Source organism: Erythrobacter sp. S57(2025), from assembly GCF_057365055.1.
The window spans coordinates 2,363,415-2,377,840 of record NZ_CP200299.1 but is presented as its reverse complement, the minus strand read 5'-3'; the positions used below and the strand labels follow the sequence as shown (position 1 = coordinate 2,377,840).

General features: G+C 56.6%; 8 protein-coding genes. 5 read left to right on the top strand and 3 right to left on the bottom strand.

Annotated features, from left to right (window positions below; all coding sequences use genetic code 11):
- Positions 1 to 145 precede the first annotated feature (145 nt).
- Positions 146 to 1,825 carry a CRTAC1 family protein gene (locus AC0V6N_RS11330; protein WP_486171654.1) on the top strand — a complete coding sequence of 560 codons (1,680 nt, stop codon included), beginning with the start codon at positions 146 to 148 and terminating at the stop codon, positions 1,823 to 1,825.
- Positions 1,826 to 1,834: 9 nt separating this feature from the next.
- Here AC0V6N_RS11330 and AC0V6N_RS11325 read toward each other — a convergent pair whose 3' ends face one another.
- Both AC0V6N_RS11325 and AC0V6N_RS11320 read right to left on the bottom strand, forming a co-directional pair.
- The gene (locus AC0V6N_RS11325; RefSeq protein WP_486171653.1) at positions 1,835 to 3,214 is read right to left on the bottom strand and encodes an alpha-amylase family glycosyl hydrolase; all 1,380 of its coding nucleotides are present in this window, start codon (positions 3,212 to 3,214) and stop codon (positions 1,835 to 1,837) included.
- Positions 3,211 to 4,818, bottom strand: coding sequence for an MFS transporter (locus tag AC0V6N_RS11320; RefSeq protein ID WP_486171652.1), 1,608 nt, complete (start codon positions 4,816 to 4,818; stop codon positions 3,211 to 3,213). The genes AC0V6N_RS11325 and AC0V6N_RS11320 overlap by 4 nt, the downstream gene beginning before the upstream one ends.
- A gap of 364 nt (positions 4,819 to 5,182) precedes the next feature.
- On the opposite strand from AC0V6N_RS11320, the gene AC0V6N_RS11315 reads away from it, so the two are divergent.
- From AC0V6N_RS11315 to AC0V6N_RS11300, 4 genes are read left to right on the top strand one after another with little or no spacing between them, the layout of a single operon-like run.
- A complete protein-coding gene (locus tag AC0V6N_RS11315) occupies positions 5,183 to 6,979 on the top strand; it encodes an alpha-amylase family glycosyl hydrolase (protein ID WP_486172478.1) in 1,797 nt (598 codons plus the stop codon).
- Positions 6,976 to 8,655, top strand: coding sequence for an alpha-glucosidase (locus AC0V6N_RS11310; RefSeq protein ID WP_486171651.1), 1,680 nt, complete (start codon positions 6,976 to 6,978; stop codon positions 8,653 to 8,655). Before AC0V6N_RS11315 ends, AC0V6N_RS11310 begins: the two co-directional genes overlap by 4 nt.
- A 7-nt stretch (positions 8,656 to 8,662) precedes the next feature.
- A complete protein-coding gene (locus AC0V6N_RS11305) occupies positions 8,663 to 9,691 on the top strand; it encodes a substrate-binding domain-containing protein (RefSeq protein ID WP_486171650.1) in 1,029 nt (342 codons plus the stop codon).
- Position 9,692: 1 nt separating this feature from the next.
- Entirely contained in the window at positions 9,693 to 11,213 is a 1,521-nt protein-coding gene (locus AC0V6N_RS11300; protein WP_486172477.1) for a tryptophan halogenase family protein, read from the top strand.
- 97 nt (positions 11,214 to 11,310) lie between these two features.
- Here AC0V6N_RS11300 and AC0V6N_RS11295 read toward each other — a convergent pair whose 3' ends face one another.
- A complete protein-coding gene (locus tag AC0V6N_RS11295; RefSeq protein WP_486171649.1) occupies positions 11,311 to 14,088 on the bottom strand; it encodes a TonB-dependent receptor in 2,778 nt (925 codons plus the stop codon).
- Positions 14,089 to 14,426: the final 338 nt, after the last annotated feature.

Below are 14,426 nucleotides of genomic sequence, written 5' to 3'. Positions count from 1 at the left end.
ACCTAAGCGGATCATTTATGCAAATTTTTGCAACAAAACTCTCTCTTGCCCACACGATACCACCAAATCAAAGCATTTCTAGTGTGCATTTCTCTGCAAAAAATGCAAAAAGGGTGCTATCGGGGGTTCAGGGAGAGGGATCAGCATGAACCGAAATGGTCTGACAGCAAGGGCGAGCGTTCTTGGCCTATGCGCAGTGTTGTGCGCCTGTGGTGGCGGCGAAAGCGCCAGCTCGCCTCCTGCCGCGATCGGTGGGGGAGGCACGCCGACCCCCAGCCCGGTTCAAGGCAGTGCGACATTGCCCACAGGTGCAAACACGAGCTTTGCCAATGCCACTGCGGCGATGGGGTTGGGACACAGTTTCGGCTTCTCCTCTGGGCTAAACCCAATGGTCGCGCAGTTCGCGGGCGGCGCGGCGGCGGGCGATATCGACAATGATGGCGATATCGACGTCTTCGTTGCGCGGGGCGATACGGGGCCAAACCTGCTCTACATTAATGAGGGCGGGACTTTCCGCGAAGCTGCCGGCGCATCGGGCGTGGCCTTCACTCTGGGCGTGGGCGCAAATGGCCGTCATTCCGGACCGACCTTTGGCGATCTGGATGGCGATGGCGATCTCGATCTGTTGCTCGGCGGTTTAGAAGGCGGCCCGATCAAGCTGATGGCCAATGATGGCTCGGGCAATTTCACCGATGCCAGCGTCGGTTCGGGTTTTGACTTGGCTAGCGCCGAGCACACCATTTCGATGGCGCTGGGAGACTATGACAGCGACGGCGATCTTGATGTCCTGATGGCGCATTGGGGCACGCCGCGCGATCCCACGGTTCCGGGAGAGACGGAGACATTGTGGCGCAATGATTCCACGCCGGGCGCCATGTCCTTTTCCCCGGTAAGCGTGACCAGCGGCATCGCTGGCCTGCTCGCCTTTGACCTGCCGCAAGGAGTGCTGGGACCCAACTTCGATTACACATTTGCTCCCGGTTTTGCCGATATTGATGGTGACCGCGATCTCGACATTTTGATGGTATCGGACTTTCGCGGGTCAAAGGTGTTGATCAATAACGGCAATGGTACCTTCACCGGCGCAAACTTCGTGCCCGATGATGAGAACGGAATGGGCGCGGCGATTGGTGATTTTGACAATGATGGCGACTTTGACTGGTTCGTCTCCTCCATCAATGGCAACCGCCTGTTCGAAAATCTTGGCGGCGCAAGTTTTAGCCGCAATGCGGCCTCTGGCGTGGAGCCGGGAGGCTGGGGCTGGGGATCGTGTTTTGCCGATTTCAACGCAGATGGCTGGCTCGATATTTATCAGACCAATGGCTGGGAGGCAGGCAAAGACCCCTCGGCATCGAACTATGTGAACGATGTGACCCGGCTCTGGATGAATGCAGGCGACGGCACTTTTGCAGATGCAGCGCAAGCCTCCACCATTGCCGAAACTGATCAAGGGCGCGGGGTTGTCTGCGATGACTTTGATAATGACGGCGATGTCGATGCGCTGCTGTTGACCGCAGAGCCATCAGGCGCGGTGTATTATTGGGAGAACCAGCTGAGCGGCGCGAATGCGGTTAAGGTCCGCCTGCGCGGGCGTGCGCCCAACACGTTTGCTGTGGGTGCGATTATTGAGCTGACCATTGCGGATACCAAGCAGACGCGGATGGTCGGGGTGAACAGCAACTTCACCTCGCACAATTCGACCGATCAGATCTTTGGCTTGGGGCCAAACACACAGGGCGGAGTGCGCGTCATTTGGCCCGACGGAAGCGAGACGATTGAACCCAGCGTGAGCGCCGGGCAAACGCTTGAAATCATGCAGCCGTAGTTCGTACGCCTATTCAGCGGTGAATATTCGGTAGTCCCACGCGCCAAGCGTTAGCGAAGTGCCTGCATCAAATTCGGCAGCCTCACCCGTCAACGCATTGGTGAATGCCCCATGGTGCCGGGCCAGTTCGAATGTGACCTCTTGATCGCGCGGGGAGAGGTTGAAGACTCCGAATACCCGTTGCTCGCCTTCTCCGCGGACAAAGCTGAATACATCATCGCTTGCGCTGCTGGGGATCTCAACCAAAGGCGCGCCATGCTTGCCATTCCAAAGCGAGCGCTCTTCGGTTTTGAGGGTGATCAGGCGGCGTAAGAGCGGATCGTATTCACCCTCTTTCCACTCAATCTCATCCTTTTCAAAAAAAGCGAGTTGGCGATCCAGATCGGCTTCCTGACCGTTGTAAATCAGCGGAATGCCGGGGCCGGTGAAGCTTAGCGCGATGGCCGTTTCGTAGGCCGGACCATAAATCTCAAAGGCGACGCCGTCCCATGAGTTTTGGTCATGATTGTCGGTATAGACCATGCGATAGGCCTCGCTGGGCCAAGTCACCGATTGCCCGGAGTAATAGCCGCGCATCTTGCCCGCGCCGCTGCCATCCGCGACCAATTCCTGCATCGCCTCTTTCCAGCCCCATGCGTAAGTCGCGTCAAACGCTTTGCGATGAAGGTCGCGCGTTTCCCATTCGGCGAGCATGAAGACGGGCTTGATTGCGTCCAGTTCTGCGCGCGCTGTCTCCCAAAAGTCTGTGGGCACGTATCCGGCGACATCGGCGCGGTATCCGTCCACGTCAAATTCGCGCACCCAATAGGTGAGGCTGCCGGTCATGTACTCGCGCAATTCGGCGTTCGAATAGTCAAAGTCGACGACGTCGGACCAATCGGTCCCCTCGGGCGGCATCATCTCGCCTTCGGGTGTGCGGGTGTACCAATCAGGATGCTGCGTGGTCAGCGGACTGTCCCATGCCGAGTGGTTCGCCACCCAGTCCAAAATGACTTTGAGGCCCAGTTCATGCGCTGCATCTACAAAGGCGCGAAAGTCTTCTTCGGTGCCAAGATCGGGATTGACCGCGCGATAATCGAGCACGGAATAGGGGCTGCCCATGGAGCCCTTGCGATTAACCTCTCCAATCGGATGGATCGGCATCAGCCAGACAATGTCGACGCCCATTTCAGCAAGGCGCGGCAATTGTTCTTGAGCAGCAGCAAAGGTACCTTCAGATGTGAATTGCCGTGTGTTCAGCTGATAGATCACTGCATCGCGGGTCCATTGTGCGTTCTCAAACTCGGCATAGGCTTGCGGCTCGTAATTGGCCGCTGGCGTCGTGCTCAGCCCCTCGCATCCCGCAAGGCTTAGAGCGAGGGTGAACGATAGGCTGACGCGCGCGATCACGATGCGGCTCCTGCGGTTTGCGGGTCAGCTGGAAGGCTCGCCTGGTGATCGGTCACGAATAAGGTGGCGATTGCTGCAAGGGTAAATGACACACCGCCAATTGCCATCGCGTAGATCGCCGCGCCTTCAAAAATCGCCATCAGCAAAAAGCCGAGCAAGGTCGCCGCTATCAGCTGAGGCACCACGATGAAGACGTTAAAGATGCCCATATAGATGCCCATCTTCTTGGCAGGCACAGACCCTGCGAGGATCGCATAGGGCAGCGATACGATCGATGCCCATGCGATGCCGAGACCGATTTGCGAGACCCATAGGAAAGCCGGGTCAGTGATCAGGATCATGGCTGCAAAGCCCATCGCGCCGATGGCAAGGTTGAGGCTGTGCAGGCGACGTCGGTCAATCTTTGCAGCGATCACGATAAACGCCAGCGCTGCCGCAGCCGCCACGCCATTTCGGACAGAGCCCATCAAGCTCCACAAATCAGCACCATCTTGATAGGCGCTGGTGGTCGGATCGGTCGCGCCGAAATGATATTCGGTCACGCCCGGCGTTCCATAAATCCAAAGCGCAAACATCGCGAACCAGCTGAAGAATTGCACCACGGCCAATTGGCGCATGGTCTGCGGCATGGCGAACAGATCGTTGACGACTTCCATGAAGCCGTTGTCGTCTTTTCCACCGCTGCGCATCATCCCTGCGATGATCTGGATCACACCAAAGGCGGCGATCAATCCGGCAAGGATGAACAATTCTTGGCCAACCTCCAACTCGCCAAAGAATGCTGGCCGTGCGTCTTGGCGTGCAAACCACACGGCTGCTGCAAAGATCAGACCGATGCCGATCCAGACTAAGCCGCCTGATTGGAATTGACCGGCGGACCGCCGCACGCTCGCCACATCGGCAGTATCAAGGCCAAGCGCTTTTTGCCGCGCGGCTTCGAAACCGGCGAGCTGTTCGGGGCTGTATTCCTTGGTGCTGAACACGGTCCAACAGACCGCGAGGAATAGCGCCGCGCCGCCAAGATAGAATGCCCATTGAACCGTTTCAGGAATTTGCCCTTCTGCCGCAGTGTTGCTGAGCCCAATCCAATTGGTCATCACCCACGGGAGCGCGCCAGCAATCACTGCGCCAACTCCGATAAAGAAACTTTGCATCGCATATCCGCGCGTGCGTTGCCGGTCGGGCAGATTGTCACCGACAAAGGCGCGAAACGGCTCCATCGTCACATTCAGCGATGCATCCATGATCCACAACATGCCTGCCGCCACCCACAGGGTCGGCGAGTTGGGCATGATGAAAAGCGCCAGCGTCGCAAGGATCGCACCGATCAGGAAATAGGGCCGCCGCCGGCCGAAATTGCCCCAGGTGTTGTCTGACAAATGGCCAATAATGGGTTGGACAATCAGGCCCGTCATCGGCGCCGCAATCCAGAGGATCGCGAGCTCATTCACTTCTGCACCGAGTGTCTGGAAAATGCGGCTTACATTGCCGTTTTGCAGGTCAAAGCCGATCTGGATACCCAAAAAGCCAAAGCTCATGTTCCAAATCTGCGCCGCATTCATTGCGGGTTTGCGCGCTGCGCCTGCTGTGGCGGCCTGTGTCATTTGTGGTATCCCTCTCCCACCCAGCGCCAGCTTTTTAGCTGTGACTGGAGCCAGCTGCGTACATTGCGTGGCAATGCGCATCAGCTTAGTCTTTGTTCTCTACCTCTACATCAGTCTGCCGCTTATGCAAAAATTTGCAAGAAACTTTGCGTTTTATATCGATAATTTCGTCAATGGCGTTCGCTAAAGTCTGCTAAAATACTGATTATGTGCAGTTAAAGCTCCCATCTGGTCTTCAAAACAAATTTTCACAAAGAATTGCAAAATTCTCTCCAAAGTGGCATTTCGGATGTGGGAGGATATCATAATGACGCGATTCTGGCTGCTTGGCCTGCTGATGCTATTGGGCGTTGCGGGATTTGTAATGACTGACAGCGCTGAGGCGTTGTCAGATCGGGCTGAGGGTGATGGCGCGTATCGTGATCGGCTGCCCGAAGATGAAGTCGTGTATTTCGTCCTCCCTGATCGCTTTGCCAATGGTGATCCGGCCAATGATCGCGGTGGTATCGAGGGCGCGGCGCTCGACCATGGATATGACCCCACGCATAAAGGTTTCTATCACGGCGGTGACCTTGCTGGTCTGACTGCCCAGCTCGATTACATCGAAGGGATGGGCGTAACCGCGATCTGGTTTGCGCCGATTTTTGAAAACAAGCCGGTTCAAGGGCCAGAAGGGCAGGAAAGCGCAGGCTATCACGGATATTGGGTCACCGACTTCACCAGCATTGATCCGCATTTCGGCACTAATGAGGAATTTAAGGCTTTCGTCGATGCTGCCCATGCGCGCGGCATGAAGGTCTATATGGATATCATCACCAATCACACAGCGGACGTCATTCGCTACGCTGAGGGTGGGGATTTCAACTACGCCTATCGCAGCCTCTCTGAGTTCCCCTATTCGCGTCGCGGAGGAGTGGGTGGAGAGCCGATCAATGACGGTTTTCTGGGTGACAGCGTCCAGACGCAAGAGAACTTTGACCGGCTAACCGCGTCAGATTTCGCCTATACGCCGGTTGTTCCAGAGGCCGAGCGCGATGTGAAGGTTCCCGCATGGCTTAACAATCCCCTCTATTACCACAATCGCGGCAGCACGACCTTCTCAGGTGAGAGCAGCCGTTATGGCGATTTTGCAGGTCTCGATGATCTCTACACCGAACACCCGCGCGTGCTCGAAGGGATGATCGATATCTATGCCAGCTGGATCACACGGTTTGGCATTGACGGCTTTCGGGTCGACACGGCCAAACATGTGAACCCCGAATTCTGGCAGGCCTTTGTACCTGCGATGCAGCAAACGGCTGAGGCAGAGGGCATTTCCAATTTCCTGATCTTTGGGGAGGTCTATTCAGACAGCAGAAATAGCGGCTTCCTCGCCCGGTTCACTCGCCGTGACGGATTTCCTGCCGTGCTAGACTTCGCATTTCAGGCCGCGGTCCGTGATGCACTTGGCCGCAACCTACCTGCAGGCGTGATGGTCGAAATGTTCGATGGTGATGTGAACTATGAAGGCGGCGAAGAAGCTGCGCGCGCTATGCCGACATTCCTTGGCAATCACGATATGGGCCGGTTCTCTACGTTGATCAAAGCGGACAATCCCGGGATCTCTCAGGAGGAATTGCTGGATAGGGTTGAGCTGGGCCATGCGATGTTGATGACATTGCGCGGCAATCCGGTGATCTATTATGGCGATGAGCAAGGCTTTGTTGGCGATGGCAATGATCAGGCCGCGCGGGAAGACATGTTCCCCAGCTTGACCGAGAATTACAACGACAACGACCTGATCGGCACCGATGCGACTACGGCGGAGGAGAACTTCGACACCGCTCACCCGCTTTATGCATTGATCCGTGATCTCTCCGCCATTCGCACGCGCCATGCGGCCTTGCGTCGGGGTGAGCAGATCGTGCGAAGCTATAATGACGAAGCGCCCGGACTGGTGAGCTTCTCACGCTTCGATCCGGAAACGGGCACGGAGTATCTGCTGGCATTCAACACGGCAGCGCAGGCTCAGTCAGTAAATTCTTCCATTGGGTACACAGCGAGGGGGCTGGAGACGCTTCATGGCACCTGCCCCAATGCTGTTGCAGCGCCGGGCAGCGTCGCGCTTGAGCTCCCCGCATTCGGATGGTGCATCGCCCGCGTTAATGAGGCTGCGCAATGAGCAAGGTTTTCGACGAACTTCGCAGCAATAACGCTGCCAGCGCCAATGTACCTGCGGGCGTTAGCGCGAACGAATGGTGGCGCGGCGCGGTCATCTATCAGATCTATCCGCGCAGCTTTCGCGATACGAATGCGGACGGGATCGGTGATCTCAAAGGGATCACGCAGGGTCTGGATTACATCGCCTCGCTTGGCGTGGACGGGATTTGGGTGTCGCCCTTCTTCACTTCGCCCATGGAAGACTTCGGCTATGACGTGTCCGATTATTGCGGCATTGACCCGACCTTTGGCGACTTTGCCGATTTCGATGCACTGGTCGCTCGCGCGCACGAATTGGGGCTAAAGGTCATTATCGATCAGGTCTATTCGCACACATCCGACCAACACGCATGGTTTCAGGAAAGCCGCCGCGATCACACCAATGACAAAGCGGAATGGTATGTTTGGGCAGATGCCAAGCCCGATGGCTCGCCGCCATCCAATTGGCAGTCTGTCTTTGGTGGCTCTGCATGGCAGTGGGATGGACCGCGCCGTCAATATTACCTGCACAATTTCCTGACCAGTCAGCCGGACCTCAACGTCCATAATCCTGACGTTCAAGCAGCCTTGCTGGATGTCGCGCGGTTCTGGCTGGATCGCGGCGTCGATGGCTTCCGTCTCGATGCGCTCAACTTCTCAATGCATGATCCTGAGCTGCGCGATAATCCGCCCTCAGGTGTGCCGATGGAACAGGTCACGCGGCCATTTGACATGCAGATCAAGCGGTTCAATCAGTCGCATGATGACATCCCAGCCTTCCTTGAGCGGATACGCGCGACGATCGACGAGTATCCCGATCGCTTCACTGTGGCTGAGGTGGGTGGACCAGACCCGCTGGCTGAGATGAAAGCGTTTACGGCGGATGAGAAACGGCTCGATTCTGCTTACAACTTCGACTTCCTCTATGCGCCGGATTTGACAGCCGCGCGGGTCAAACAATCGCTGGCCAATTGGGAAGGGACACCGGGTGAGGGGTGGCCGTCTTGGGCTTTCTCCAATCACGATGCCCCGCGAGCGACAACGCGCTGGTCAGGCGATGATGATTTTGAGCAAGTAGCGCGGCTCAACATGCTGCTGCTGCTGTCACTGCGCGGCAATCCGATCATCTATCAGGGTGAAGAACTGGGCCTGCCGCAGGGCCATGTTGCTTTTGCAGACCTGCAAGATCCCGAAGCGATCACAAACTGGCCGCACACTTTGGGCAGAGACGGCGCGCGCACGCCGATGCCGTGGTCAGCGAATGAACCGCAAGCAGGCTTCTCTAACGCAAACCGTACTTGGCTGAAGGTTGATCCTGCTCATACTGAGCGTGCGATTGATACTCAGATTGATGAGCCCGGCTCGGTTGCGAGCTATACGCGCAAGCTTCTCGCCCTGCGTTCATCGCTGCCATCCATGCTGCACGGCACCAGCGAATTGATCGACACGCCTGATGAAATTGTGGCCTTCACCCGGCAATCGGGCGAGGATAAGGTCCTGTGCGTGTTCAATTTGAGTGGAAATGTTGTCCAGTGGTCCCCTCCTGTGGAGTTTCAATCCGCCACAATTGCCGCTAGCGAAGCAGAAGTGGCTGAACGGGAATGTGTGCCCGAAACGCTGGCCGCGCGCTCAGGATATTGGGCGCTGAAGGGGAAATAGGAATTCAATGAGCGACGCCGGTCTAAAGGCAAAGAAGAATGCGCGGTTAGAAGATATTGCGCGTCAGGCTGGCGTGTCCATTTCGACCGTTTCCAGAGCGTTGAATGACAGTCCTGCGGTAAAGCGGCGGACCAAGCAGGAAATCTGGCGGATTGCGCGCGCGCGTGACTATGATTTCCGTAGCCATATGCCCAACGGCCCAGTTGGCGCTGAGGCGACTATTGCCGTCATCGTTCCAGCCCCCCAAGCGCGTGAAACCCGCGTGGCGGACCCGTTTTTCCTCGAGCTGCTGGCCGGAATTGCGGAAGCGGCGCGCGAGCGCAAAGTTGACCTGGTGATCAGCCATGTGTTCCCGCGCTCGGCCGAAGACCTTGAATTTGCCATGACGACAAGCCGGGCTACGGGCATGATCTTTATCGGCCAAAGCTCCCTGCACGATGCGTTCAACTCACTTGCTGATGGATCGGACCGGTTTGTGGTCTGGGGTGCGGATTTTGCCGACGCGGCCTATTGCACGATCGGGTCTGACAATGTCGCAGGCGGCAGGCGCGCCACATCGCATCTGTTGCGATTGGGGCGCAAGCGCGTGCTGTTTCTTGGAGACACCGAGGCGCCTGAGGCTGAGCAGCGTTATCGCGGCTACAAATTGGCGCTGGAAGAAGCCGGAATTGCGCTCGATACAGACCTGGTTCTGCCCGCGCATTTCGATGTGCAATCGGGCGAATCCACGGCTCGCTCTGCGATTGAGCGTGGCATTGAATTCGACGCGATCTTTGCCGCCAGCGACCTAATCGCGATTGGCGCAATCCGCGCATTGAGCAAGTCGGGCCGGTCTGTGCCTGATGATGTTTCGGTCGTTGGCTATGACAATATCCCTGCGGCGCGCCTTGTAACGCCGCGGCTCACCACGATTGACCAAGACGCCAATTTGGCAGGTCGCATGCTGGTTTCCAAACTGATCGACACGCATGGCGGGCAAGCCATTTCTGAGCGGCTTGAGACCAGCCTGCTCATCCGTGAAAGCTGTGGTGGGTAAGATGACCAGCGGCTTTGCCCCTTTGCGCAACATCGTGATTGTGGGCGGGGGCAGTGCAGGCTGGATGACGGCTGCAGCGCTGTCAGATGCAGTGGGTAAGTCCTGCCAGATCACCCTAATTGAAAGCGAGGCCATCCGCACTGTCGGCGTGGGTGAGGCAACCATTCCCCCGATCCGCACCTTCAATCAACGCATTGGCATTGATGAGGCGACCTTCCTCAAGGAAACCGCAGGCTCATACAAACTCGGCATTGAATTCGTCGATTGGTCGCGAAAAGGGCATTCCTATTTCCACCCCTTCGGCCAATACGGGGCGGAGTTCGATAAAGTCCCGTTCTACCATTATTGGATGCGCGAGAAGCTGGCCGGCAATATCGACGGCGCGATTGACGATTTCTCGATGTGCTGGGCGATGGCAAAGGCTGGGCGCTTTACCCATCCAGAGGCAGACCGGCGCAAGATCCAGTCGACCTTCGATTACGCCTATCACTTTGACGCAGGACTTTACGCAGCATTCCTGCGGCGCATGGCAGAGGCGCGCGGGGTTAAACGCGTTGAAGGCCGGGTGGTCGATGTCACGCAGCGCAGCGAAGATGGCTTTATCCAAAGCGTCACGCTCGACAGCGGTGCCGAAGTTGCAGGCGAGTTCTTCGTTGATTGCAGCGGCTTTCGCGGATTGCTGATCGAAGGCGCGTTAGAGGCGGGCTATGAGAATTGGCAGCAATGGCTGCCTTGCGATCGCGCGGTTGCTGTGCCTTGCGCCAAACAAGCTGAAATCACCCCGTACACCCGCTCCACCGCCAAAGAGGCGGGCTGGCAATGGCGCATCCCGCTGCAGCATCGCACCGGCAATGGCTATGTCCATTGCAGCGAATTTATCAGTGAGGATCAGGCGACCGAAACCTTGATGAGCTCGCTTGATGGAGAGCCTCAAGCTGATCCGCGCACTTTGCGATTTGTGACCGGCAAACGCCGCAAGTTTTGGGACAAGAACTGCGTGGCGATCGGGCTTTCAGCGGGCTTTATGGAGCCACTGGAATCGACCAGCCTGCACCTGATCCAATACGGTATTTTGCGCCTGATTGCGCTGCTGCCTGATAGCGAAATGTCACCGCTGCTCGCACGCGAGTACAACGCGCAGACGACGGTTGAATATGAGCGCATTCGCGACTTCCTGATCCTGCATTACAAGGCAACCGCGCGCGATGATGCGGAGCTGTGGCGCTATTGCAGCGCGATGGAGATACCCGAGACGCTGCAATATAAGATCGACCATTTCCGCAATTACGGACTGCTCGTTTCCGATGAACGCGAGCTGTTTGCAAACCCCAGCTGGATCGCGGTCTATCTAGGGCAGGACATCGAGCCGCTAAGAGCACCCGCCATCACCGCAATGCGCGACGGTGTGCCCGTATCAGAGCGGATGCGGATGGTGGCAGAGGCGATGAGCCAAGCGGTCGAGCAAATGCCGAGCCACGCGGACTTTCTGGCCAAACACTGCGCCTCCCCGCTCGCCGTTTGAGCGCACCGCACAACCACAACCGACAAACACCATGCCCCAAACAAGAAGGGCCCGCTGTTTCCAGCGAGCCCCTCGGGAGAGTTGCGACCCAACTCTTTTAGAAGTTTTTGCGGATCGTAAAGTTGAACGTCCGGCCATAAACCTCGTGGCGGCTTGGGAACGTGCCCACTTCATTGCCGCCTGCATCAAACAGATCGTTCTGTGTGACGAAAGGCTCATTGGTGAGGTTGAACACTTCGAACAGAAGGCCAAGCCCTTCGAGCGGACCGCTTTCGTTCTGGAACGTGTAGCCGATCTGCGCATCGAGGATCGTTTCGCTGCGCGCATCCGCACCGCTCAATGAACCATCGAAGTTCTGGACTTCAGACAAGAACCCACTGCGGTAACGCGCTGCGAGCTTGGCGCGAAGGCCGTTGCGCTCGTAGAAAATGTCACCAGACCAGGTGTTCTCAGAATAGCCAGGGATGGGCAGTGAGGCCATATTCTGGTCTTCAACTTCGGCATCGGCATAGGTGTAGCTGAAGAAGCCACCGAAGCCTTCGAGCGCAGGGCTCAAATCGCTAAAGTCGACGCGGATTGTGCCTTCGATGCCGGTGATAGAACCGTCAGCGAAGTTCACTGGCCCACTGAATGTACCCGTCGCCAGTTCTGGCGCAGTCGCCAGCACGCCGCCGAAGCCAGCATTGTTGATCGGCTGCTCAAGATCGATCAACTCGTTAAAGTCGATGATCCAGTCAGACAGATCCTTATGGAAGGCTGCGACAATGATTGCAGAGCCGGGTGAGAAATACTTCTCTACCGACACGTCAAATGCCAGCGAATCGTATGGCTGCAAGAACGGGTTGCCGCCGCTCAGGTTGAAGCAGACCAATGATGGCGGATTGAACCCGATGACAGTGTCTGGGAACTGGTCGCCATCTGTGTCTGTGCAGCTGAGCGGGTTGAAGGTGATGTTCTGGTTCGCCGCCATCTGGTCAAGCCGTGCACGTGTCACGGTCTTTGCAGCAGCCAGCCTGATGAACGTATCAGTGCCCACTTCAAAGCTCAGGTTCAGGCTAGGCAGCCAGTCATCATAGCTTTCATTGACGGTGTTGGTGAAACCGCCGCCGATTGTGCCGGTCGATGATTGCTGTGTATCCGCATAACGCAGTCCAATATTGCCGCGCACAGGGATTGAGCCCAGGTCACCATCGATATTGGCCTGAATGTAGAAGTTGTGAACTTCCTCACCCACGACCCATTCGGTGTCGAAAGTGGCTTTTTCAACGGTGTAAGTGCCATCTGTCAGGAAGCGTGACGGATCATAGGCCAGAATGTTCTGCCCCAGATTGCCTGTATCCGTAGAACCGATGATGGAGCCCGATGGAACCGCCAGCGAACCGCCCGTGAACGCCGCGGAGGCGCGCAGGAAGGATTCGTTGGAATCGAAGTTCTTCTCACGGTCGGTGTAGAGCCAACCGAATGAGATGTTGTCGAGCAGTCCGCCGCCAAATTCATAAGTGGCTTCAGCGCGCAGCTGGCTCAGCTCATCATCGATGATCGGCTGCTTAAGGAAGCCGACCTGGCCCCAGCCACCTGGATCGGTGAGCAGGACATTGGATGGATCGGTGTAGTCGAGCAGACCGTCGATTGAATATTCACCGTTCTCACGGAAGGTGAAGTTCAGCGTGTCTTGAGCGCCTGAACGAGCAGGGCCTGTGCCGGCGTAGGATTCGTAATCGATATCCCGGCGATCCAGCGTCGAGAAGCCATAATCGACCATGAAGCTGAGGCTGTCCGTGATGCCAAACTCAAGATTGGCACCAATCGCGAAGATTTGCGCTTCGTTGCCTTCGGTGTCGGTCCGAAGGATCGGAACGACGGCTGAATATTCAGCGGTATCAGCGAATGGACCTGCGCCCGTTGCGCCTTCGAACTGAGCGCCGCTCCATGAAGCGATTGGCGTTTCGGTGCCGCGGAAAATGCCCGAATCCTGCGTGTCAGTATAGAACGCATCGACCATGAACGAGAAATCGTCAGTCGGTTCAAACTGGAGCGAGCCAGCAACAGACGTCCGCTCAAATTCGCGGCTGACCGCGCCCTGACGTGGGTTGTCTGATGGATAGATCAGCCCGTTCGCATCGCGCGATACCTGGAACTGGTTGGTCTTCAGCTCGCGAGAGATGAAGTGCGTTGGGTTTGACTGAACCGTCAGGCCCAGCGACCAACCCACAGTGCCCGCTTCGTTTTGGTCGATATATGAACCGAAGAAACGATAGCCATCATCGGCGAAGTCTGGGTTGCGCGAACCGCTGTCGTTCAACACATAAGTTGCCGAAGCGGTGAGCTGTGTGTCGGTGTAATCCAGCGGGCGAACTGTGCGCAGGTCAACCGCGCCAGCAATACCGATGGCAGCCAGGCTTGCGTCGCCTGTCTTATAAACAATGCCCTGACCGATCAGCTCGGATGGGAACTGATCAAATTCAATCCCCCGATTGTTGCCAGCTGAAACCACTTCGCGGCCGTTGAGCAGCGCGAGTGAGAAGTCCGGGCCAAGACCGCGGATCGAAATCTGTTGCGAGCGGCCACGCACACGCTGTGCGGTAACGCCCGGCAGACGAGCCAGCGAATCGGCGATGGAGAGATCAGGGAGCTGGCCCAGATCCTCTGCCGAGATCACTTCGACGATTGATGTCGCATCGCGCTTTGCCTCAAGCGAGGTTTCGATAGCGCTGCGAATGCCGGTGACGACAATCTGATTGCCGTCGCCCTCTGCAACTTCGGTATCGTCTTGATTATCTTGTGCCAATGCAGGCGCAGCGCCTGCCACCATGGCGAGGCCCGTAGCTGCACCACACAGCAGACGAGCATGATTAGAGTAACGCTTAAATCCCATTCTTAGTACCTCCCCGACGCATCACGATCTGTGCGTGTTTGCAATTTTTTTCATACAGCAGAAAATTCGATCCGTAAATCAACTATTCACGATTCCACGACTCCCGCAGGATAAGTCAATTAAAGGTAGTAAAAACAGATATTTAGCGATTTCGTATATTTGCGTTTTTTGCAATCCCTGCGCGCCTACTCGATAGTGTGGCGAGCATGTCACACAATTGACTTACTCAAATGCGCGATTTTGCAATGATCTGGTCCTTTCTCTGTCTGGCAGAATGCGGTGTTGCTTTTTTAATGCTATAAATCAGATGATTACACCTAATCATTTGGCATGCTTGA

Coding starts and splice junctions, on each gene's coding strand:
- AC0V6N_RS11330 (WP_486171654.1), top strand. CDS start 146: ATGAACCGAAATGGTCTGACAGCAAGGGCGAGCGTTCTTGGCCTATGC.
- AC0V6N_RS11320 (WP_486171652.1), bottom strand. CDS start 4,818: ATGACACAGGCCGCCACAGCAGGCGCAGCGCGCAAACCCGCAATGAAT.
- AC0V6N_RS11315 (WP_486172478.1), top strand. CDS start 5,183: ATGACTGACAGCGCTGAGGCGTTGTCAGATCGGGCTGAGGGTGATGGC.
- AC0V6N_RS11310 (WP_486171651.1), top strand. CDS start 6,976: ATGAGCAAGGTTTTCGACGAACTTCGCAGCAATAACGCTGCCAGCGCC.
- AC0V6N_RS11305 (WP_486171650.1), top strand. CDS start 8,663: ATGAGCGACGCCGGTCTAAAGGCAAAGAAGAATGCGCGGTTAGAAGAT.
- AC0V6N_RS11300 (WP_486172477.1), top strand. CDS start 9,693: ATGACCAGCGGCTTTGCCCCTTTGCGCAACATCGTGATTGTGGGCGGG.
- AC0V6N_RS11295 (WP_486171649.1), bottom strand. CDS start 14,088: ATGGGATTTAAGCGTTACTCTAATCATGCTCGTCTGCTGTGTGGTGCA.